The organism is Dyadobacter sp. 676, from assembly GCF_040448675.1.
Lineage (GTDB): Bacteria > Bacteroidota > Bacteroidia > Cytophagales > Spirosomataceae > Dyadobacter.
In genome coordinates, this window is record NZ_CP159289.1 from 3,162,553 (window position 1) to 3,183,502 (window position 20,950).

Annotated in this window: 18 protein-coding genes, 1 tRNA gene and 1 pseudogene; 6 read left to right on the forward strand and 14 right to left on the reverse strand. The window is 49.6% G+C overall.

All coding sequences use genetic code 11. From position 1 onward, the window contains the following. The first annotated feature begins 49 nt into the window (after positions 1-49). From ABV298_RS14215 to ABV298_RS14225, 3 genes are all read left to right on the forward strand, one after another. On the forward strand, positions 50-772 hold the full coding sequence (locus tag ABV298_RS14215) for an RluA family pseudouridine synthase (protein WP_353722727.1): 723 nt from the start codon (positions 50-52) through the stop codon (positions 770-772). Positions 773-884: 112 nt separating this feature from the next. Continuing rightward, positions 885-1,580: a hypothetical protein gene (locus ABV298_RS14220; protein WP_353722728.1), complete on the forward strand. Its 696-nt coding sequence runs from the start codon at positions 885-887 to the stop codon at positions 1,578-1,580. Between the two features lie 56 nt (positions 1,581-1,636). Next, complete coding sequence (locus ABV298_RS14225; RefSeq protein ID WP_353722729.1) at positions 1,637-2,434, forward strand: hypothetical protein; 798 nt, start codon at positions 1,637-1,639, stop codon at positions 2,432-2,434. Between the two features lie 65 nt (positions 2,435-2,499). Here ABV298_RS14225 and ABV298_RS14230 read toward each other — a convergent pair whose 3' ends face one another. Beyond that, positions 2,500-3,030 carry a hypothetical protein gene (locus ABV298_RS14230; protein ID WP_353722730.1) on the reverse strand — a complete coding sequence of 177 codons (531 nt, stop codon included), beginning with the start codon at positions 3,028-3,030 and terminating at the stop codon, positions 2,500-2,502. A 141-nt stretch (positions 3,031-3,171) separates the two neighbouring features. Further along, positions 3,172-3,765 (reverse strand): peptide-methionine (S)-S-oxide reductase MsrA, encoded by a 594-nt coding sequence (gene msrA, locus ABV298_RS14235; RefSeq protein WP_353722731.1) that lies wholly within the window; start codon positions 3,763-3,765, stop codon positions 3,172-3,174. A 239-nt stretch (positions 3,766-4,004) separates the two neighbouring features. On the opposite strand from msrA, the gene ABV298_RS14240 reads away from it, so the two are divergent. Further along, on the forward strand, positions 4,005-4,550 hold the full coding sequence (locus ABV298_RS14240) for a CopD family protein (RefSeq protein WP_353722732.1): 546 nt from the start codon (positions 4,005-4,007) through the stop codon (positions 4,548-4,550). A gap of 33 nt (positions 4,551-4,583) precedes the next feature. On the opposite strand, the gene ABV298_RS14245 is transcribed toward ABV298_RS14240, so the two are convergent. The 6 genes from ABV298_RS14245 to hpt form a co-directional block, all read right to left on the reverse strand. After that, positions 4,584-4,952 carry a BlaI/MecI/CopY family transcriptional regulator gene (locus ABV298_RS14245; RefSeq protein WP_353722733.1) on the reverse strand — a complete coding sequence of 123 codons (369 nt, stop codon included), beginning with the start codon at positions 4,950-4,952 and terminating at the stop codon, positions 4,584-4,586. 93 nt (positions 4,953-5,045) lie between these two features. Continuing rightward, positions 5,046-5,714: a flavodoxin reductase gene (locus ABV298_RS14250; RefSeq protein WP_353722734.1), complete on the reverse strand. Its 669-nt coding sequence runs from the start codon at positions 5,712-5,714 to the stop codon at positions 5,046-5,048. A 288-nt stretch (positions 5,715-6,002) separates the two neighbouring features. After that, positions 6,003-6,158: a hypothetical protein gene (locus ABV298_RS14255; protein ID WP_353722735.1), complete on the reverse strand. Its 156-nt coding sequence runs from the start codon at positions 6,156-6,158 to the stop codon at positions 6,003-6,005. A gap of 312 nt (positions 6,159-6,470) precedes the next feature. Continuing rightward, a tRNA-Leu gene (locus ABV298_RS14260) sits at positions 6,471-6,554 on the reverse strand. An 86-nt stretch (positions 6,555-6,640) separates the two neighbouring features. Continuing rightward, the gene (locus ABV298_RS14265; RefSeq protein ID WP_353722736.1) at positions 6,641-8,041 is read right to left on the reverse strand and encodes an MBL fold metallo-hydrolase; all 1,401 of its coding nucleotides are present in this window, start codon (positions 8,039-8,041) and stop codon (positions 6,641-6,643) included. A 38-nt stretch (positions 8,042-8,079) separates the two neighbouring features. Continuing rightward, positions 8,080-8,607, reverse strand: a complete 528-nt coding sequence (hpt, locus tag ABV298_RS14270) for a hypoxanthine phosphoribosyltransferase (protein ID WP_353722737.1) — start codon at positions 8,605-8,607, stop codon at positions 8,080-8,082. A gap of 156 nt (positions 8,608-8,763) precedes the next feature. Between hpt and ABV298_RS14275 the strand changes: the two genes are divergently transcribed. Then, entirely contained in the window at positions 8,764-9,990 is a 1,227-nt protein-coding gene (locus ABV298_RS14275; RefSeq protein ID WP_353722738.1) for a tetratricopeptide repeat protein, read from the forward strand. 482 nt (positions 9,991-10,472) lie between these two features. On the opposite strand, the gene ABV298_RS14280 is transcribed toward ABV298_RS14275, so the two are convergent. The 5 genes from ABV298_RS14280 to prmA all read right to left on the reverse strand — a co-directional run bounded on the left by ABV298_RS14280 (position 10,473) and on the right by prmA (position 18,294). Next, positions 10,473-11,858, reverse strand: coding sequence for a dipeptidase (locus ABV298_RS14280; RefSeq protein WP_353722739.1), 1,386 nt, complete (start codon positions 11,856-11,858; stop codon positions 10,473-10,475). Between the two features lie 80 nt (positions 11,859-11,938). Then, complete coding sequence (gene plsY / locus ABV298_RS14285) at positions 11,939-12,589, reverse strand: glycerol-3-phosphate 1-O-acyltransferase PlsY (protein ID WP_353722740.1); 651 nt, start codon at positions 12,587-12,589, stop codon at positions 11,939-11,941. 154 nt (positions 12,590-12,743) lie between these two features. Next, positions 12,744-16,391 carry a hypothetical protein gene (locus tag ABV298_RS14290; RefSeq protein ID WP_353722741.1) on the reverse strand — a complete coding sequence of 1,216 codons (3,648 nt, stop codon included), beginning with the start codon at positions 16,389-16,391 and terminating at the stop codon, positions 12,744-12,746. Between the two features lie 88 nt (positions 16,392-16,479). Further along, on the reverse strand, positions 16,480-17,427 hold the full coding sequence (locus ABV298_RS14295; protein ID WP_353722742.1) for a hypothetical protein: 948 nt from the start codon (positions 17,425-17,427) through the stop codon (positions 16,480-16,482). Positions 17,428-17,457: 30 nt separating this feature from the next. After that, a complete protein-coding gene (gene prmA / locus ABV298_RS14300; protein ID WP_353722743.1) occupies positions 17,458-18,294 on the reverse strand; it encodes a 50S ribosomal protein L11 methyltransferase in 837 nt (278 codons plus the stop codon). Positions 18,295-18,564: 270 nt separating this feature from the next. Here prmA and ABV298_RS14305 point away from each other — a divergent pair. Further along, positions 18,565-18,903: pseudogene (locus ABV298_RS14305) on the forward strand (type II toxin-antitoxin system VapC family toxin); the annotation flags it as partial. A gap of 54 nt (positions 18,904-18,957) precedes the next feature. Here ABV298_RS14305 and ABV298_RS14310 read toward each other — a convergent pair. After that, positions 18,958-20,772 (reverse strand): glycosyltransferase, encoded by a 1,815-nt coding sequence (locus ABV298_RS14310; RefSeq protein ID WP_353722744.1) that lies wholly within the window; start codon positions 20,770-20,772, stop codon positions 18,958-18,960. Between the last annotated feature and the right edge of the window lie 178 nt (positions 20,773-20,950).

The window sequence follows — 20,950 nt, forward strand, 5'->3', positions numbered from 1 at the left end:
TGAGTGGCCCGATGAGGCGCATCATCCGGATTATTTTTATGACAACTTTATGAAGATCAATTTCAAAGATATTATCATATTCGAAGACGAGGATTTTTTACTGGTGAACAAGCCGCCACACCTCGCTACGCTCGATGAGCGCACCGCCGACCGTGGAGGGAGCCTGCTGAGACTTGCCAAAGAATACAATCCCGATTTACAGGCTGCCCACCGCCTCGATAAGGAAACGTCCGGCGCGCTGGCATTCGCGAAAAATCCCGCTGCTTACCGCCATTTGGCCATGCAGTTCGAACATCGCGAGGTTACGAAGCGTTACCACGCGGTAGTGAATGGCATCCATGACCTGGAAGGTATTTCCGTTTACCTGCCGATTTTACCTCTCAAAAATGGGACCGCCGTCAAAATCGACAGGGCGGATGGCAAGGAAGCAGAAACGATCTTTAACACTCTGCAGGTATATCGTGGTTATACTTTAGTGGAATGTATCCCCATTACAGGGCGGATGCACCAGATCAGGGTACACTTGTCGTGCCTGAAAGCGCCGATCGTCAACGATCCGCAGTATGGTGGTGAGCCGATTTATCTTTCCAGCTTGAAGCGGAAGTTTAATTTGAAAAAGGATACTGAAGAACAGCCTCTTATTCAGCGGGTTGCGTTGCATGCCAAGTCGCTTTCGTTCGGGCTGATGAACGGAGATCCTATACGTGTGGAGGCACCGTATCCCAAGGACTTCGAAGTACTTGTAAAACAGCTCAATAAGTTCGGATTGTAATAGCATGGTTTTTGTTGAATGTCAAAAGTTGTGTACGTTTATCCATCTTTTTTCATTCAAAACACCTGAAACTATGCGGGCACACACATTACGAATTACCTCATTCTTGCCAATGCTTCTCCTGTTTGCATTGGCAAGCCTTACCGCCGCGGCGCAAACCGGCCGGAAAAACGACGTGATCATCAAGCGCGACAGTTCGCGCATCCAGGCGCTCATTACGCAAATGAGCTATGAGAAAATCAATTACCGCGACCTCGGCACGGCCGACAGCGCGGCTACCTACATTTACCTTGACCAGGTAGCGCGGGTGTTGCTAAAAAATGGCAAAACGATCAATGTCAAAGATTCTATCCCTCCGGGCCGCATTCCACCCGACAGCGTAGGTCAATATGCTGATATGAACAATCTGCCTACCGATCCGTTCGAGAAAAGCGTGGTAATGGCTAACTCAGACCAGTTACGGGATAAATATGAATACCATCACAATCGCGCGATGGATGGCAAGCAAGGGGCCATCGTGTTTACTTCATTCGCTGTGGCAACATTGGTGTCCGGCATTATCGTCGCCAGCACCGGCGATAGTCCCGATAATAAAACAATCGGCACTTCGCTGGCGATTGCCGGGCCCGCGGTGGGCGTTGTTTTTGGATTGATCGGTTTCAAAAACTATAAACTCCATAGCAAGAAGGCGGAAAAGATCAAGAACGAACTGCAGCGCCGGAATCAGCCGCTAACGACATTCAGTATTATGCCGCGCGTCGATCCGTTCAATAAGTCGGCGCAGTTAGGGCTCCGGTTGTCGTTCTGATTGCGGTAATTTGATTACTTTCATAGGATTAATCAGTTACAACAAGTCCTTCCCACATGAAAGTAATTTTACCGAAGCTGAAAAACCAGCTGCTAGCCATGTTAATGCTACTGTTCATCGCGCAAGCGTACGCACAGACACCGCGCAAGGCGGATGTCGTCAACATGCGCGACGGGTCCAAACTGGAAGTTCACATCCAGGAAGTGGACGATCAGGTTGTGAAATACCGGAAAATCAATGACCCCGAAGGGCCACTTTTTTCTATTAAAAAGGCAGATATCGCTTCGATCCGCTATGGGAACGGTGAAGAGGAAACGTTTGAGGCTACGCTCGAAGTCCAGAACTACTATTCTCCTGGAAAACCGGCGTCTGCCGCTACGCCCCGGGAGTCAAAACCTGCCGGGAAAGTAGCGAATGGCCCCGTTAAGCCGTCGGTGCAATTTGCGGAGGACGTCAGAAATTCATCGCCCGACCATCTGCGAAGTATGTACAGGTATTATAAGATGCGTTCGAAAACCGGGATGGTTATGGGCATTGTCGGAACTTCGGTAGGTGTCATCGTAGCGGGAATAGGTACAGGCATTGTGGTAGGAGCGATGGACGATAATGGCAATTTTAAAAGTTATCAGGATGAGCTACGGGCCCGCAAAGGCGCTTATATGATGCTGGGCGGCTTTGCGGGAGCGGTTACATTCGGGACCGTGGGGTTCGTAAAGGCCGGCAAGAACGGCTCTAAAGCCAGCCGCATTCGGCGGGAGCTGATCCGCCGCGGCGAGCCCCTGACGATAAGCTTCAGGCCCTCGTTCAACCCGATGCAGCGGGCGGGAAGCCTGGCATTGGCATTGAATTTCTGATAGATAGGAAATAAAAAAGCGGGCTCCAAATGAATCGGAGCCCGCTTTTTTATGACCTGAATTTCTTAGAATTTGAATGCGATACCTGCTTTCAATGGAGACGCGTTGTAACCAACTTCCGCGAATACGCCCATGTTAGGCTTGAAATAATAACGTGCACCAGCAAATACACCGAAGAAAACGCCGCTTCCATAATCGTCATGGTAAACACCTGACCAACCATCAGGATCGCTGAATGAAGAAACACGGTATCCTAAGGACGGACCTGCATAGAGATCAAGGTTATCCAATTTCAGGAAGTGCTTTCCGTAGTGGTAAGAGCCGCGGGCTGCAACAGTGAAGAAGTTATATCTCCATTTGTAACCAACCCAGCCATAGTTCCAGGTTGTGAAGTCAGCCTGGCCACCGACGCTGATGAAGTCATGCACGCCGCCTTCGAATGAAGCACCCACACCGACGCCACCGCCGCCGTAAGTACCGCCAAGGTTGATACCTGCATTCAATAGTTTATCTCCTTTTTCAAATTGGGCGAACGCCTTTTCGGATACTGCGCTGAAAAGAGCAGCAACAACCAGCATGAATAGAGTCTTTTTCATCGTAATAGATTAGTTATTGTTAAATAATAATGGCACAAATTAAAGCCTTTATTTCAATGCTTCAAAACTTGTGCCATTTATAGTTATTAACCGGAGAATCACGCTTTGTAAGTGGTTCCGGCATCTTTATTTAATCCTATCTCAGATGTGCTTGCGGAGCTTATCCTTAAACACCTTTTTGAATTTGTCCAGTTTTGGTGCAATCACGAAGGCGCAGTAGCCCTGCTCGGGATTGTTGGCAAAATAATTCTGGTGGTAGTCTTCGGCCGGATAAAACTTCTGGAATCGGGTGATTTCGGTTACAATCGGATTCGCGTACGCGCCCGATTTGTCCAGTTCGGCCTTGGCCGTTTCCGCCAGTTGCTTCTGCTCTTCGTTGTGGTAAAAAATGACCGAACGGTATTGTGTACCCACGTCGTTTCCCTGGCGGTTCAGCGTGGTGGGATCGTGGCTGCGGAAAAACGCTTCCAGCAGATCGGCGTAGCTGATCACTTTGGGATCGTAAGTCACTTCCACGCATTCGGCATGGCCGGTGGTGCCGGTGCATACGGCTTTATAATTAGGATTGGGGTCATGCCCGCCCGAATAACCGGAAACCACTTTTTTAACGCCTTCGAGTGATTCCATCACGGCCTCGGTACACCAGAAACACCCTGTGCCAAATGTTGCGATTTCAGTATTCGTGGTATCAACATTGCTTTCGTCGAGTGCGGTTGAGGCAGTTTCTTTGTCCATTTTGCTCTTGTGTTTTTTGTCTGACTGCGCGCACGACACCAGGGCCATGCAACACAAAAATATAAACGTGAAAATCGGGATGGTGGTTCTCATCATTGCAATGGGGGTTATTGACTTTTCGGTAACGATTACGGGGCTAATAAAGTTTTATCATCGTAATCCTATAATATTTACGAAATTTGAGCGCCGAAAGATCGGGATAGCGTCAAATCCCGGCGGAACCAAATTTCCGGTAATTTATGACCTATCTTCATTTCAAAGCGCTTCATATCATATTCGTGGTCAGCTGGTTTGCGGGGCTTTTTTATATGCCGAGGCTGTTTGTGTACCACACCGAGGCTAACGACAAGCCCAGTCCCGAGCGTGAAATCCTTTTTGCGCAATTTACCAAAATGGAAAAGCTGCTCTGGAACGCGATCATGACGCCCGCCTGCTGGCTCGCATTGCTTTGCGGAACAGCGATGCTGTACCTGAGCCCCGCCTGGCTCGATCAGGGATGGATGAAGCTGAAACTCGTTTTCGTCGTCGGATTGCTCGCTTACCACTCATTTACCCGGAAGATCCTGCTCGAATTACGGGAAGGAAAATTCCGTTTTTCGTCGTTCCAACTGCGACTTTTCAACGAAATCGCGACGATATTCCTGTTCTCGATCGTCTTTTTAGTGGTATTGAAAAACACGGTCGACTGGCTGTGGGGCGTGCTCGGATTGTTGGCTTTCGCAATCGTGATCATGACCACCGTACGGATCGTGAAGAGAATGCGGGAGAAAAAAGCAGGAACGTAGGTTCACGACGCGGGCATATTCCGGTCATATGGTTCATGATTTGGGGTAGTAGGAATCGATCAATTGCCTTAAATCATTAATTTCTTCCGGTTTCATGGCATTTTCTTCCATCATAAACGAGACTACGTTACGGGGAGAGCCCTGGAAATAATGCTTCATGAGATCCGAGAATGACTGGCGGGCGTACTGTTCGCGGGAGATAGCCGGGAAATAGACATACGTTTTTCCGTACGCCTTGTGATCGATAAAACCCTTCTTTTCCAGAAGGCGCACGATGGACGAAACGGTCGTGTAAGGAGGTTTCGGTTCAGGGAGTTTTTCGATAATGTCATGCACCACACCTTCGCAGAGCTCCCACAGAATGCGCATGATATTTTCTTCTGAACGATTGAGTGGTTCCATACGCCAAAGGTATAACTAAAATTTAGTTATCAGACTTATTTTTCGTTTCAGGGAAAGTTCTTTAAGCCTGATGCATGCCCGGCATTTTCACCCTTATTTCTCGAACACCAGTGCGTCGGCCTTTACGCCGAGTTCTTCGAGTGCTTTCAGAATCGATTCCATAAATGCGTCGGGGCCGCAGACGTAGAATGGCTGGTCGAAATTCGAAATGTGCTTTTGCAGGAAAACCTTGTCTATGCGGCCGTGATAGTAACCTTCGGCATTTTCCCCGGAAATAAGATTGAAGAAGCGGTCGCCGAGCATTTGCTGGAGTTCTTCTTTCAGGATAATGTCAGCAGTAGTGCGGTTGGAGAAGAAAAGCCGGTTGTTTCCGACCTGCCCTTTGGAATACAAATCCCTGAAAATCGCCAGAAAAGGCGTGATGCCCGCACCTCCGGCCAGAAATACCCCTTCTCCTTTGTATTCGATTGCGCCCCAGGCGTCGCTGATCTCGAAACTGTCGCCCGGTTGTACCTTCGTCAGCGCATTGGTGACGCCGTCGTGATCGGTATACGACTTGATCGTAAACTCGAGCGTGTCGGCAGTGGGTAGCGAAGTGAATGTAAACGGCCGTTTTTCTGTCGCCCAACGGTCTTTCAGGATCGAGAAATCCGTTGCCTGGCCCGGTGTGTAGGTGAAACCCGCCGGTTTTTCAACAGTGTAGGAATTTACATTATGCGTAACTGGCTTCTTCGCGAGCAGTTTGACGATGTGATCGGCCATGGCGGTTGGTTGGAAAGTTAAACTATATGCAAAATACGCACTCGCAAGACGGCTGTCAAGGATGGGTTTTGTCGAATTACATTGTTTCGGCCGGGACTAAAATAAAGGGTATAGTTATCGGCGCAGGCGAACGTGTAGAGGGGGAATTGCGAGCACAAAGTTAACCCAAGGGCAACGAACCAAAAGGGTCCGGAGCGGCGGATTTGACATGAGATCGCGACAAGTTCAATAAAAATCTCCGTACATCTCGGGTTATACCGTGCTTCCTTCTCAAAGGCTATGTATCCGCTATAAATGGACCAGAGGGTCGTCGATCCATTCGTCGGGGCTGGTTTGAGAAAGCAAATCCTGAACTAACTGGCCGTAACGTACCAGGCGTGACAAATCCGGGGATTCGTCGGTGATAGGTGTGTAGATAAAAACTACGGTTAAAAGGACGGACAAAATGCTCTGCCTAAGGTGTCCTTATGCCCGTAGGAGCATCCGGAGGGCTTTCGCCGCATCCGCACCATAGCAGAGCAATAACTCCGATATTTTTCATAGAACCTACGGTTTAAAAGGAATACGAATATTCTGAGATTTCGAGAAGAATACAAGTACGGAATGAAACACTTCCCAAAAAGCTGAATCTGGCGTTTAAAACGTGAGGTAGGATTTTCAAGCGGTTTATTTTACCATACGTGTGTGACTTTTTTTGTCCCGCTATTTGTCCCGAAAAGCAAAAACGCCGTTCCTGATAACAGAAACAGCGTTTTGTGCCGAAGGCGGGACTCGAACCCGCATGGGGCAACCCCCACACGCCCCTGAAACGTGCGTGTCTACCAGTTTCACCACTTCGGCTTGAAATTCGGTGCGCAAAGATAGTAATCTTGTTTCGGACTTTGCAAGCGTTTCAGGCAGGGAAGCGTGGAAAAAGTGTAAAAACTTTAAATTTTTACACCCTCGTACAGTGCCGGGATGTGGATTTTCCGGTATCCTGCCTTTTCCAGCTTCAATTTGAAGGCGACCTGCGTCTCGTATTCGCCATGAACCAGGAATACTTCCTTCACGCGCTCAGGCTTCTGACAGGATAAAAATTCCAGCATTTCGTTGTAATCGCCGTGCCCGGAGAATGAATCCATGGTCTCGACGCGACATTTGACGTCGAAACGTTCGCCGAAAATGTTTACCTGCTTGTCGCCGCGTTTCAATGCGCCCGCGAGTGTGTTCGCGGAAGCGTAGCCTACGAGCAGGATGGTAGAATTCGGGTCACCGATGTTGTTTTTGATATGGTGCTTGATGCGCCCGGCCTCGGCCATTCCGGAGGCGGAAATGATGATGCAGGGCTCATGGCGGTCGTTCAGGGCGATGGAGTCCTGTACGTCGGAAATGTAATTGAGATACGGAAATGCGAATGCGTCGCCGTCCCTTTCGATGTAATCGAGGATTTCAGGATTGAAACATTCGTCGTGCTCCTTCATAATGGCCGTAGCGCGGATCGCGAGCGGGCTGTCGATGTATACAGGGATTTGCGGGAGCTTGCCCGAGCTCGAAAGCTGGTCGAGGGCATAAATAAGTTCCTGGGTGCGGTCGATTGCGAAGGCCGGGATAATGAGCTTGCCGCGGCGGCGAATGCATGTTTCCTGTACAATCCGCAGCAAATGCGCGTGCATATCGGTTTCTTTTTCATGCAGACGGTCGCCGTAGGTCGATTCGCAGATGATGTAATCGGCCTGCGGGAATTCCTCCGGCTTGCGGAGAATACGGTCGTCGGGCCGGCCGATGTCACCGGTAAAGGTTACCTGCTTGAACGTGCCGCTATCGGGAATGCTCAAATGCACGGCGGCGCTGCCCAGTAAGTGCGCGGCGTCGGTCAGGATTACCGATACTTCGTTGTTTTCGCCCAAAAAGAATGTTTGTCCATAACGTACCGTCTTGAAAAGCGTCAATGCATGTGCGGCGTCTTCCGCATTGTACAGTTCTTCGAGCAGCGGGCGGCCTTGTTTTTTGCGGCGCTTGTTGATGCGTTCAAGGTCTTTTTCCTGGATATGGGCGCTATCGAGCAACATAACCCGGCAAAGGTCGGCAGTGGCGGCCGTACAGTATATCGGCCCGTTGAAACCCTTGCGTACGAGACGGGGAAGCAGGCCCGAATGGTCGATATGCGCGTGCGAGAGTATCACATAATCGATATCGGCCGGTTTGAAACCGAACTCCTGGTTGAATTCGTCGGTCTGGATGCCCTGGAAGAGTCCGCAGTCGAGTAATATTTTGGTTCCTTTTTCGGTGGTAATCAGGTGTTTGCTCCCGGTAACGGTGCGGGCGGCGCCAAAGAACTGGATATGCATAAAGGTATAGAATTTAGAACGTTGTCGAAAAAAGAGGGTCAGGCAAGTACGTAAATCGCGTCGAGGTTGCGCCCGATACCGTCATAATCGAGACCGTAGCCGACCACGAACTTGTTTTGAATCTCGAAGCCGATATAGCGCATGTCGACCGGCGTTTTCATAGCTTCCGGTTTGTGCAGTAAAGTAGCGATTTCAACCGATTTGGGCGACATCGATTTCACCTTTGTGATCAATTGTGACATTGTAAGCCCGGTATCGACGATATCTTCGATAATAATCACATCACGCCCCACAATATCGGCGTCCATCCCGATAATTTCGCGAACAGAGCCTGTCGAAGTCGTTTGCGAATAGGAGGAGAGCCTGATAAAATTGATCTCGCAAGCCAGCGAAATGTTTTTAACCAGCTCGCCCGCGAACAGAAATGCGCCATTCAGAACAATGATGAAGACCGGACAGGAGCCCGCATAATCGGAGTTGATACCGGCTGCTAACTCGCCAATGCGTTTTTCGATGGTTTCGCGCGAAATGAAGGGGACAAATGTTTTATCCAGAATGTTAATCATAATTTTGAAGTGCGGATCAGGTTCCAAAGGCAACAAGGCGCCCGGCGGAGCGTGTCAAATACTCTGAGGATCAATATTAACTCTTTTTTTAAAAACCGGGTCGCTGACAAACGCAAAATATAAATCCGGCGTTAATAGGACAGATTTCCCCCTGCTATGAGAAGATCGGTTGTTAACAGTATCATATTCTGTTGCTTAAGTGTAATTACAAGCCATATCACCAAGGCCCAATTGTATTCGTCGGCGGACCTTGACAAGAACTACGCCATGGTCCTCCAAAACCCGGGCGTGCAGATCGAATCGACCGAGGCGATCAACAAGTTGTACAATTATCAGTTTTACGAAGCGGACGCGGAGTTCCGCTGGTTGAAATACCGGTACCCCAAACACCCGATGCCGCATTTTCTGATGGGTTTGGCCGAATGGTGGAAGATTGTGCCTAATACGGATAATGAGGCCTACGATAAAACATTTCTTGCGCATATGGACTCGACCATTACTCTGGCCGAGAAATTGTATGACGATCAGGAAAATAAAATCGAACCCGCATTTTTTCTTGCTGCCGCCTACGCGTTCAAAGGCAGGCTCTATGCCGAGCGCGAGAGCTGGGCGAAGGCGGCATTTGCCGGCAAAAAGTCATTGAAATATTTCGAACAATGCAAGGGTAACGGCGACCTCTCGCCTGAATTGCTTTTCGGAGACGGCCTGTACAACTATTATGCTGAATGGGTACCGAAAGAATATCCGATTCTGAAACCGATCCTGGCGCTTTTCCCGAAAGGCAACAAAAAACTCGGGGAGCAGCAACTGGAAAAGGTTGGTAACAATGCATTTTACACCCGTGTGGAGGCCCGGTATTTCCTGTTGCAGATTTACAGCATGGAAAACGAGTACAGCAAGGCATATGAAATGGCCAAATACATGTGGCAGACATTCCCGAATAATCCCTATTTCGAGCGTTATTTCTGTCGGACGGCCTTTGTAACAGGCAAAATGGCCGAAGCCGAGGAGGCAGCGAAGAACATCATCGCGAAAATTAACCAGGGAATGCCTGGCTATGAAGGTGTGAGCGGAAGGAATGCCGCCTATGTGCTGGCGTATTACAATATGAACTACTACCGCAATTACGACGCCGCCAGTGAATATTATAAGAAGGCTATCGAATATTCGACCCAAACCAATTCACTGAATGCCGGATATTATGTTTCGTCGCTGCTTGGCTTAGGTAAAATAGCGGAACATAAAAAGGATTACGACGAAGCGCTGCGTTATTACAAACTGGCCGATGACCGAGCCGACAGGAAGTCGAGCCAGGACAAAGAAGCGAAGGCGGCGATCGCAAATTTGAAAAAAATGAAGCGCGAGCAGCGGAGAAGGAGGTAATTGAGGCTATTATCAGCGTTTGCCCGGTATCATTTTACAAATGTTTCGGTGCGCTGCACCTTGCGTTGGATTTTCGGTGCCAATTCCTACAATATTACGGTGCGCTGCACCTTGCGTTGGATTTTCGGTGCCAATTCCTACAAATATTACGGTGCGCTGCACCTTGCGTTGGATTTTCGGTGCCAATTCCTACAATATTACGGTGCGCTGCACCTTGCGTTGGATTTTCCGGTGCCAATTCCTACAAATATTACGGTGCGCTGCACCTTGCGTTGGATTTTCGGTGCCAATTCCTACAAATATTACGGTGCGCTGCACCTTGCGTTGGATTTTCTGGTGCCAATTCCTACAAATATTGCGGTGCACTGCACCTTGCGAGGGGGCCGGTGCCAATTTCTGCAAATATTGCGGTGCACTGCACCGTGACGTAGGAGGTGCGTAGCACCGCAATATTTGTAGATGTGCAGCGCACCGGAAGAATCCTATTTTTTTAATTCCGCATAATGCTTGAAAAACAGCGGGATTGTCTCGATCCCTTTGAAGTAATTGAATAGCCCGTAACTCTCATTCGGGGAGTGCAGGGCGTCGATATCTAGGCCAAAGCCCATCAGAATGCTCTTGCAGCCTAATTCCTGCTCGAAAAGTGCCACAATGGGAATGCTGCCGCCGCCGCGCGTGGGTATCGGTTTTTTTCCAAACGACTCTTCCATTGCCAGTTCCGCTGCACGGTATTCCACCGAGTCTGTCGGCGTTACGTATGGTAATCCGCCGTGGTGAGGTACTACTTTCACCTTTACCGAAGCAGGCGCGATGGACTCGAAATGCCTGGTAAACAGCTCACAGATCTCGTCGTCGTTCTGGTTTGGCACGAGGCGCATGGAGATTTTCGCATGGGCCCGGGAAGGTAGCACGGTTTTGGCGCCTTCGCCTATATAGCCGCCCCAGATACCGTTTACGTCCAAAGTCGGGCGTACCGAGGTTCTTTCAATGGTGGTATAGCCTCTTTCGCCGGCTACATCGTCGATATCGAGGTCCTTCTTATATTCTTCCAGATCGAATGGTGCTGCGTTCAATGCGGCGCGTTCGGAAGCACTTAGCTCCTGAACTTTGTCGTAAAAGCCGGGAATGGTTATGTGGCCGTTTTCATCTTTCAGAGAGGCAATCATTTCGCAGAGAACGTTGATAGGATTAGCCACGCCACCCCCGTATACGCCCGAATGCAGATCGCGGTTGGCGCCCGTCACTTCCACCTCGACGTATGTAAGCCCACGTAGCCCGGATTCGATGGACGGGACATCGTTCGCGATGATACTCGTGTCGGAAATAAGGATTGTATCGCATTGTAACATTTCCTTATATTTTCGGACAAATGTCCCCAAATTCGACGACCCTATTTCTTCTTCGCCCTCAATCATTACCTTCACATTGCATGCGAGCGTGCCCGTTGCGAGCATGATTTCAAGGGCTTTGATGTGCATATAAAATTGCCCTTTGTCGTCGCACGCCCCGCGCGCGTATATGCGATCGTTCTTGATCACCGGCTCGAACGGCGGAGAGTGCCAGAGCTCGTACGGATCGGCCGGCTGGACGTCGTAGTGGCCGTAGATGAGTACGGTCGGCAATGCGGGATCGATGATCTTTTCGCCGTACACCACCGGATGTCCTTCGGTTTCATAGATTTCCGCACGGTCGGCTCCCGCTTCGGCGATACGGTCGCGGACGTATTCTGCGGCTCTCAGCATGTCGGGTTTGAATTTCGAATCGGCACTTACCGACGGAATACGAAGCAGGTCGAGCAGCTCGTTCAAAAACCGGTCGCGGTTCTTATCAATATATTCTTGCATTGAATGTTTGTTTTTAGTCTTCACTGAACCGGCGGTCAAGTTAAAAAAATAACCCCTAAGGTTGCGCCTCAGGGGTTAGGATTAACAGGGTTAGATCAGGAATCTCAGCTCCGGGCTTTCGACTTTGCGAAAATATTTACGCGGTTCTCATTGCCGTTGAGCAGGCGGACAATGTTTTTCTGGTGCGTAAACACCACCAGGATGAACATTGCGAAGCCAAAAACGACGAGCAACGGCTCGGGGTGCCCGAAAGCGCCAGTCCATGAAAGCACGGGGAACGCGAGCGTCGCGAGAATTGAGCTCAGCGACACGTACTGCGATGCAATTAGTGTCAGAATAAATATCGTGATGCAGACAGACGCAAGCTCCGGGTGAATGGCAAGTACCATTCCGAGCAGCGTAGCAATGCCTTTACCTCCTTTGAAATTCACAAAAACGGGGAAGATGTGACCGATAATGGCAATGATACCGAAGATGATCTTATACATCAGGAGCTCGGTTTCACCGATTTCGTTCATGTAAAAAAGCATGGAAGCGAGGCAGGTGGCCGTCCAGCCTTTCAGTACGTCGATGAGCATTACAACAGTTCCTGCGCGTTTGCCCAATACCCGGAATGTGTTGGTGGCGCCCGCGTTACCGCTGCCGTGTTTTCTGACATCTATTCCAAAATATCCGATTCCGTACCAGACTGAACTTGGGATAGAACCCAGCAAATAAGCAGCAACAATCGCAACTATTAATAAGGCAACACTCATTTTGTACTATTCAAAGATAAATTTAAATTACAAAAAGTTTTTCTCAAAAATACGATAGTTGGAGGATTTTACAAGCAAATATCCCAGAAAACTGTGGTTCTGCATACGATTTTGCAAAAGCTGGCATAAACTATTGTGAATGCCCCCGGTCGCATCAGAATCCTTCTGTCGGTTCCGCTTTTTTCTTCTTTTCTTCGGTCTGGGAAGGTGCCGCCTTCTTCTTCGCAGTTTTCACGAGCTTTGCTTTTTTCAAGGCAGGCTGATAGAAATCATCGAACCGGTTAACAAACATATCCTTCTCTTCAGTTCCAATGCTCACGAGTGTCATGTCCTTGGATTTCACATTTTTAGACTTCGCAACGATCTCGTCATTGAAATCCAGCAGGGAAGAAACGACACCAAGCTCGCCCTGTTTATAATCAAAATAATACCACACATCGGGCGACGCTTCGAGGTAGAGGCTAAATTCGTCGCCCTCCACGCCCCGGCGTAGTTCGAGCACGCCGTTCATTTGCGCATTGATATTGTTCCGTCCAAAATGCGACACGCCGATAGGCCCCTGCGAGTAGTACGCATTGTGCACCGGCGACCAATGCAGGTTCACATTGGATAACACCATCGGCATGTCCAGTAATGGGGAGGCCTCGAAAATAGGTTTATAACCTGCGGCTGTCAGTTTGATATAGGCATCGGTCGCTTTCGGGCCGATTAGTGCGGAAAGTTTGCGGTTCAGTTGGTCCGCATCGTCGTCCGCGGCGGTGCTGTTGGACTCGGCCAGGTTGGTTTCAACGATTTTGGCGGCTAGCGTCGGCGCGATCGGTGTCAACGCCGGTGCGTTGAAGAGCAGCATGGTGTTGAAACGGAATTTCGAGCTATCCACCTGCACTTCTGCGCTGCCGACAGTTTGCAGCCAGTTGGCCTGCATGAGTTTGAATGGACCGGCAAATGTGGCCAGGCCGGTTTTGTCGTCGAAAGTCAATGCATTGCCCTCGTCGATCAGGCTGTCTGCGCCCGGCGGCGGGTTTACGCGGAACGCTTTCGCGTCTTCGTCGTAGCTGAGGTTACCCTGTGCGAGGTAAATATCCTCGTCGCCATCCGAATCCTTGGGCGAGAGGAAGCTCATGTACATGCCTTTGGCCTCATTATAATGTAAGCCGACCGAGAGCGGGATCTCGTGCTCGTTTTTAAGGTCTTTATTGATTTTAATCGAAACCGATTCGCCCGGAGAATCCTGGTACACAATCCACGAGCTCTGGAAATCCTTCCGGAACTTGATCACCGGTTTCACAAAGCCATCCAGTTTCAGCGACGGCTCGTAGGCTACCAGGTTGATCGCGCCTTTGTATTGAATGCGGGGCGACAAAAAGAGGTTTTCGGTTTCCTTGATATCCGCGCGGGCAGTCGTGTAATATTTCACGCCCGCCGCGGGCTTGTTGTCTTTGGATTTGCGCTTGCCTTCCTCGCCCGCCCCCACTTCCACAAGCTCGAAATTCTGCATTTTGATATTGAAAGTATCTTTCCTGGCCGTAATGTATTGGTAAGTGGCCGAGCCCTCGAAGTGGTTGCGTGAGTCGATGCGGATATCGGCATCGCGCATGTGGTGCGATACGTTCAAAGTATCGATTTCGATACGTGCTTTTTTCAGCGGAACGATTTTGCCTTTGCTATCCACAGCCACCATGCCGCCGTCGGGGATGATCTTCACATCGGCGGTCTGAATGTAAGGCACGCCCTTGATATTCAGGGTCACTTTTTCGATATCGTAAATCGCTTCGGAACCGTTGAAGGTCAATCCTTCCTGATCGGGGTCTGTGGAAGTGTAGGACGATGTTTCGCCCAGGCCTTTCATCAGGATCGTCTTCTTCGTCATATCCCATTTGGCACTTCCGATGAGCGTCTGGTAGGAGGCTGTCGGGATTTGCATGCCCGAAGAATCATTACCAAAACCGGATTCGTCGGTCACGAAGCTGGCAATGCCGGTTTTGAAGTTGAAATCTATATTGACATTATTGCCCGTAAGCAGTTTTTTGGTCGACTTCGTATCACCGCTGTTGATCGCAAATGAAGATTTATTGGCAAGGAACCCATCCTTATTGAATTTGATATCGGGAGAGGTAAGCTCGGAGTCGGCCCGTTTCAGCTTGCCATTTCCATACAAACCTGTCGAACGCAGCAGCAGGCTTCCTTCCAGATTCGTGGTACCCTGATGGAATGTGAAGGACTTGCCGGTGGTGCTGATAAACATGCTGTCTGCATTGGGATACCATTTTAACGCATAGTCTTTCAGGGCAACGGCGGGGAAATAACCTTTGCCTATCGTGGCCTCTTTAATGGTTGCCACATCGCCGGTTGCCATGAGCGAATCGGACGTGAGCAGGACATTTTTGGCCGTCATGGATGCCGAAAGGTATTTCAATATGGCCTTCGAATGCAAACCGCTGTTGTCCATCGTGAGCGTGTCGGTGAATTTTGCCAATGCCTTTCCGTCATATAATTTCATGTCGGTAACCGGCGGTTTGTAGTCGAAACCGAGAGAGTTGTCGGGCATGCTTTTCAGGACTGTCTGGATGGGCGGAATAATGCCATTGGAATTGAAGGTACCTTCAAAGATCACATCGCGCTGGTCGAGGCCATCCATATCGATCTTCGGGATCTTGAAAAATACCTCCCGCGGATAAAGTACCGTGCCTCGTTCGGGTTGATCGAAATAGACGATCATACCGTCGGGCACGACGAGCCGCGGTGATTTTTTAATGCCTTTCTGGATACCGGATTTGTTTTTCGGGTCGCTGAGGTAGAAGGTACCGCCCTTTTCATACTTCACATGACCGCCCACTTCGCCTTTCTGCCCTTTGGCAAACTTCTCACGCGGCGTAAACGTAATCGAATCGGAAGGAGCGACGTTGACGAAGAACTGGTTGTAATCGAATTTGATGTTCTGACCGCGGAACTGGTAATTCGACGCCACCATCTGGCCATTCAGGGTAAAATTCCTGTTTTTGCCGATGACGAGCTTTTTATCGGCCGGGACCGCATAAATTTTCAGGGAATCGCTGACCACGAAACGCGACACGCCGAGCACGGTGAGCGTTGTATCGGGCAAATAGATCGTCGCATTGGCGACCTCGTCGTTTGCCGCGAATTGCCCGCTTACCTGGAAATTGTCGTAGTCGGCCTTGTCCATGTTCGCAAGTACGTACATGACGCCCTTTTTGCTTAATGCGTATTCGTCGGTTTCCTTGTTGTAAATAAAATAGTCTTCCAGCGCCAGTCTTTGCAGGGCATTGCGGATGATGATCGGCTTCTGATTGAATTTTGCGGCGAGTTCCTCCGGCAGGAACGACGTTTTTTTAGTGGTTTGGGCATAATTGGCGGCCATAATCAGCGGCTGGAAGCCATATTCCTTGCCAATTTCACGGAAACGCTCCTTTTTGAAATAATCCATCGATTCCAGGCGTACCGGTACTTCCGTTTTACCATTGATACGCAGGAATTCCACTTTATCGGTCGGGAAGCGCCAGCGCATGGCCTGCGACCAGATATTCATTTTATGATAGGTGTCTTTGTAGGGTAGCGGTGCATAGTCGGTTTTGTCCATCCGGCTGAGTGTTACCAGTCCTTCGTCGTCGTTGTATTTAAATGTAACCCCAGGGTGCACGAGCGAATCCGAGCCGAGCGGCATCGAAAACAAGGCGAAGTTGGCGGTGAAAACAGAGTCTTTCAATGCAAAACGCTTGCTGCGAACCGTGAATGCGGGTTTTTCCTGATACCTGACCTTGATGGTCGAATATTTGTCGTTCAAAGCCGAGCTGTAACGGTCGAGGCCGATAAGCGAGTAGCCGCCTTTGTAATCGATATTCTTGCGGACTTCTTTCAGTTTGGCATCGATATCATTCGAAATGAAGCGCGGGTATTGTGCCGGCTGACCTTTGATGCGTTTGATCCCCCCGGTATTCCAGCGTGCCTTTCACCGGTGCCGCCAGGTAGTTGTCCGAATGCAGCGTGCTGTTTTCGGCAAGCAGCCGGGGATGATTGATATTGAAAGAATAGGCGTCCAGATCGGCATAAATAGTCGAATCCCCGGCGGTTTGCCAGGTGAATTTGCCGTTTTTCCCCACGAACATTCCGTCGCGCAATGACACACTGCCGTTGGCCGGCCCGAAAACCACGGAATCGCCGCCCGCTACCATGGCAAAAGTCGCGTTTTGAAGGTCCAGCACCGGTCCGGCGACTATGGGCAGTGGCGCGGACTTGGTCGGAGCGATTACAAGGCTGGAGTCTACCGGCGTATTCCAGCCGTCGTTGGCAGTCTCCGTCTCTTTCACTACCGTGGAATCGGCCTTTGCATCGAACCGGTACGTGAAATCACCGCCCAGTAAATAGAGCGAATTGTAATTGCTGCCGTACAGCTTGTTGCTTTCGGTGATCGGCAGCGAAGTTTGCAGAACCTTTTGAAAAGTTTTGGCATCGTATTTTTCACCTGCGTTGGCTGCGACATCGAGAAAGCCGTCCAGTTTTTCCGGCGATTTTTTGGCAAGCGCCTGTGTATTCCGGATCAGCAGTGCCATAAGGGCGCCTGCTTTCTGTCCTTTTGCCACCTGGGTTTTCACAATTCCGATGAATTTCGCCTGCTGCTGCGGGTTTATGGCCGACATCCAGATGCTGTCCAATTGAACTGCGGGGCGGATGAATTGCGGATTCCGGCTGCCTTCCATCATTTTCCGGAGTTGCGTCATGAATTGCGCCGGGTCATCCGCCAGTTTGCCGTTCTGGGCGTTGGCGTTTTTTACGATAAAAGTCAGCAGGTAAAGCAGTATGGCAAGGCGAAATATCTTCATGGTTTGCAGCTGTTAGCTTTCAGCTATGGTCTATTTGATCTTTTCAAAAACAACGGTTGCCCATTGGTTACGGGTATTCGATCTGCGCTTTTTCAGGCCGTTTTCAGCGGCACATTTTTCGATATCCGTTTGGTCCGCTTCGTAAAAACCGCTGGTAACGAGCCAGCCACCGGGTTCGAGGTGTTTCACATAGTCCGGAATCTCCGCCAGCAGGATATTCCGGTTAATGTTTGCCAGAATTCCTCCGAAAACCCTTGTTTCCGGTACGTCCTGGATCGTGCCCTGAAAAACCTCGGAATCGGCCGGAAGGTTGTTCATCGCGAAATTTTCACGTGTATTTTCCACGGCCCATTCGTCGATATCGAAACCCAACAGGTGTGAAGCCCCTAATTTAAATGCCAGAATCGCGAGGATTCCCGTTCCGCAACCGACATCCATAACCGAAAGACGTTCATGCGGCAGGTTGAGTTGCTCGTTCATGACCAGCCATGTGGTTTCGTGGTGTCCCGTGCCAAACGACATTTTGGGCTGGATCAGCAAATCGTATTTAAAAGAGGGATCGGGCTCATGAAACGTTGCCCGCACGCGCACCTGGTCACCCACCTCGATCGGCTCGTAGCTTTTTTCCCACTCCTCGTTCCAGTTTCTTCTCTCTAACGATTTCCAGGTTGCGGCTATTGTCGTTAAATCCAGGTATTTGGCGGTCAGGCTATGGATTATATTCTCGTTGAAATCGCTCTCCTGAATGTACGCGAGCAGGCCCTCGTCGGTCTCCACAAACGACTCAAAGCCTGCCTCGCCAAGTTCGGCCATTAATATCTCCGAAAACTCGGAATCCACTTTCAAATCCAGTTCGATGTAATTCATGTAATAGTATTGGTAAAAATTGCAGGGTGAATGTGTTGAAAATTTTCAGGAATCAGGACGATTAAGCCCGGTATTTTAAAATTCAATTTAAAATTACCGGGATTAATTGGGTTAAGGACTGGCCAGAGCCTGGCTACTTGTCTATAAAATTGTTAAATTTGGGTAAACCTAACCAGTAAAAGAATGCACACCGCAGTGAAGGGAACCTACGAAAACGGTGTTTGCTCGATACCCAGGTCCTGATCTGGACGCTCACTTCACCATCGAAACTATCGGCAAACGTTATCAACCTACTCCTGGACTAATTCCATATTTGTCTCGCATATAAGCCTGCTGGAAATTGTTATAAAACAAAAGATCGGTAAACTGCCCGAATTACCCATTTCGATCATTGAGCTCGAAAAGACCATTCTTGCAGACGGCTTTGGATTGATTCCTGTATCTGTGACACATATCGATGCCTACGACACTATTTCACTGCACGAAGAACACCGCGATCCATTCGACAGACTTATTCTGGCAACCGCATATTCCCCAAAAATGCCTGTCGTTTCCGCAGACAGAAACTTCAAGATTTATGAAAAGATTATTTCAATCGTCGAAGCATAAAATTTAAACGCAAAAAAAGCCCTGCAACTTCATGGTGCCGGGCTTGTCGTCATTTTACGGCTTCCGCCGCTTCGCCGCCAGATCATGCGCCGTGTCGTAATACGACCGCAAATTCATCCAGTCAAAAACATCCGAGATATTCTCAACCCGATTGCGCTGCATAATGCGGTCGCGGCGTTGCATGCGCACGAATTTGAAGAGGATGTCGGCTAGTTGATCTGCCGCCTGCGAGAAGTTTTGCGATTTGCGGTTGATCACGTAAATGCCCCGGTTTTCGTAATCCCGCATGATTTGCATAATGTAGTCGCCGAAACCGGAGAGGTCGCTGGTAACGGTAGGCACGCCGCGCACGACGCATTCCAATGGCGTGTAACCCCAGGGCTCATAGTAGCTCGGGAAGACGCCCAAATGGCAGCCACGAACAAATTGCCCGTAATCCAGGCCAAAAAGCGGGTTGGTCGATGCGATGAAATCCGGGTGATAAACGATTTTGACGCGGTCGCGCTCGTTGTTGACCAGGTTTGCACGCCGGCAGAAATCGGTAATGCCATCCTCCTGTTTCAAATCGTGGGTCACAAATGCCGGAAGTCTATCGGTTTTCCAGCTTTGGATCGTTCTTCTCAAACGTAGCCGCCAGTATTCGTCCACAAATTCATTCAAATCGGGCATTTTGTGATCGGCGCCCGAGGCGGTGGCGAGGAAGAGTTTTTCACCCACTTCTTTTTCAATGGCGGTACAGGTCTCCTGCAACTCGTTCAGTACCGCACGGGATTGCAGCACGTCGGGGTTTACGGAGGTGTAAGGTTGCTTGGTCACGATAAACATCACCACCGTCATATCCATATTTGCCTGCACCATTTTCCAGTTCAGGCGGGCCAATGCTTCCAGTGTGAGATCATAGCCTTTGTTGCTGTATTCGTAGCGGCCCGACGTAAAGAAGTAGAGCGTTTTGTCCAGATCGAACGAGTAGCTGGGAAAGAAATGCCCCATCACGAACTCATGAATGCGCTCCTTATGCTTCAAATGCAGGTTCTGAAACTCGTGCACAGCCTGAAAACGCACGACGTTCAAGCCGTTCGGCGTAACGAGGTCCGGCATGCGCCCGAGAAACACTTCGCATTCGCGGGCGGTTACGTCGCTCACGGTCGTGAGCACATGTGCGTTCAGTGCGGCCTGCCGCTCGATCGAGCATTGGGCTACGATCCCGTAGTTTTTGGCTTCCTGCTCCCAGTCGAAGAAGGGGAGCTTGTTGTAAAAACCGGAAACGTTCTGCGCCAGGTAACGGCCCAGCATAGTGGCGTGCGTCGTAAAAGTCATCGCGATCTTGACATTCTCGCGTTTCAGTTCCGGTAACCCGCTGCTGGCCATCCATTCGTGGAACTGGGCAAAGATTTCTTCCCGTTTCGCATTCTCTTCGGCGTATTCTTTCAGGAATATACGTACGAGTTCTCCGAAGCAAAGGGTCTGGTTTACAAGATGTTCGACGTTAATCGTCGGAATGCGGTTTCTTTCCCAAAGGTTGAATTTGATCGCATCGAGCTGGCCCATGATGCTGTCGATATCGAAAAGCACAACCCGTGGCTTACCCGTCACGAGCCAGTAGCCGTAATACACAGCAAAACCCATTTCCCGCATTCGCTTGACGATCCGGCCGGCGGGTGAATCGTCGAGGTCGTGAATCTGTTCGAATTCGGAAGACGCTTTTTTTTCGAAATAAGGGCCCAGCAGGAAATAGTTTTCTTCCCATTTCTCAACCATGGCAGGTACTTTGGTCCTTATTACAGTATATATCCCTCCAACTTGATTACAAACCTCCCATGCAACTTCGAACAGGACGTTTTTCTTAGTGGTTTTGACAAATGGTTCCAATTAGGGTACAGTTTTAAGCGTTACTAGGGTGTTTTTTAAGGGGATCCTGCTTCCGGTTATGTCACAAAAATCCTTGTTATTACACAATAAATATGCAGAAAAATAATTCAGAATTACAATACCTGAATGTTTGTCCACACGGCCATAAAGGCAGTTTAAAACATCGTTCCAGCACTAA

Excerpts from the sequence above, each read along its gene's own strand:
- ABV298_RS14225 (WP_353722729.1), top strand. The coding sequence starts at position 1,637 with ATGAAAGTAATTTTACCGAAGCTGAAAAACCAGCTGCTAGCCATGTTA.
- ABV298_RS14215 (WP_353722727.1), top strand. The coding sequence starts at position 50 with ATGAAGATCAATTTCAAAGATATTATCATATTCGAAGACGAGGATTTT.
- plsY (WP_353722740.1), bottom strand. The coding sequence starts at position 12,589 with ATGAGTGTTGCCTTATTAATAGTTGCGATTGTTGCTGCTTATTTGCTG.
- prmA (WP_353722743.1), bottom strand. The coding sequence starts at position 18,294 with ATGAATTACATCGAACTGGATTTGAAAGTGGATTCCGAGTTTTCGGAG.
- ABV298_RS14240 (WP_353722732.1), top strand. The coding sequence starts at position 4,005 with ATGACCTATCTTCATTTCAAAGCGCTTCATATCATATTCGTGGTCAGC.
- ABV298_RS14245 (WP_353722733.1), bottom strand. The coding sequence starts at position 4,952 with ATGGAACCACTCAATCGTTCAGAAGAAAATATCATGCGCATTCTGTGG.
- ABV298_RS14265 (WP_353722736.1), bottom strand. The coding sequence starts at position 8,041 with ATGCATATCCAGTTCTTTGGCGCCGCCCGCACCGTTACCGGGAGCAAA.
- ABV298_RS14295 (WP_353722742.1), bottom strand. The coding sequence starts at position 17,427 with ATGAAGATATTTCGCCTTGCCATACTGCTTTACCTGCTGACTTTTATC.
- msrA (WP_353722731.1), bottom strand. The coding sequence starts at position 3,765 with ATGGACAAAGAAACTGCCTCAACCGCACTCGACGAAAGCAATGTTGAT.
- ABV298_RS14230 (WP_353722730.1), bottom strand. The coding sequence starts at position 3,030 with ATGAAAAAGACTCTATTCATGCTGGTTGTTGCTGCTCTTTTCAGCGCA.
- ABV298_RS14250 (WP_353722734.1), bottom strand. The coding sequence starts at position 5,714 with ATGGCCGATCACATCGTCAAACTGCTCGCGAAGAAGCCAGTTACGCAT.
- ABV298_RS14275 (WP_353722738.1), top strand. The coding sequence starts at position 8,764 with ATGAGAAGATCGGTTGTTAACAGTATCATATTCTGTTGCTTAAGTGTA.
- ABV298_RS14220 (WP_353722728.1), top strand. The coding sequence starts at position 885 with ATGCTTCTCCTGTTTGCATTGGCAAGCCTTACCGCCGCGGCGCAAACC.
- hpt (WP_353722737.1), bottom strand. The coding sequence starts at position 8,607 with ATGATTAACATTCTGGATAAAACATTTGTCCCCTTCATTTCGCGCGAA.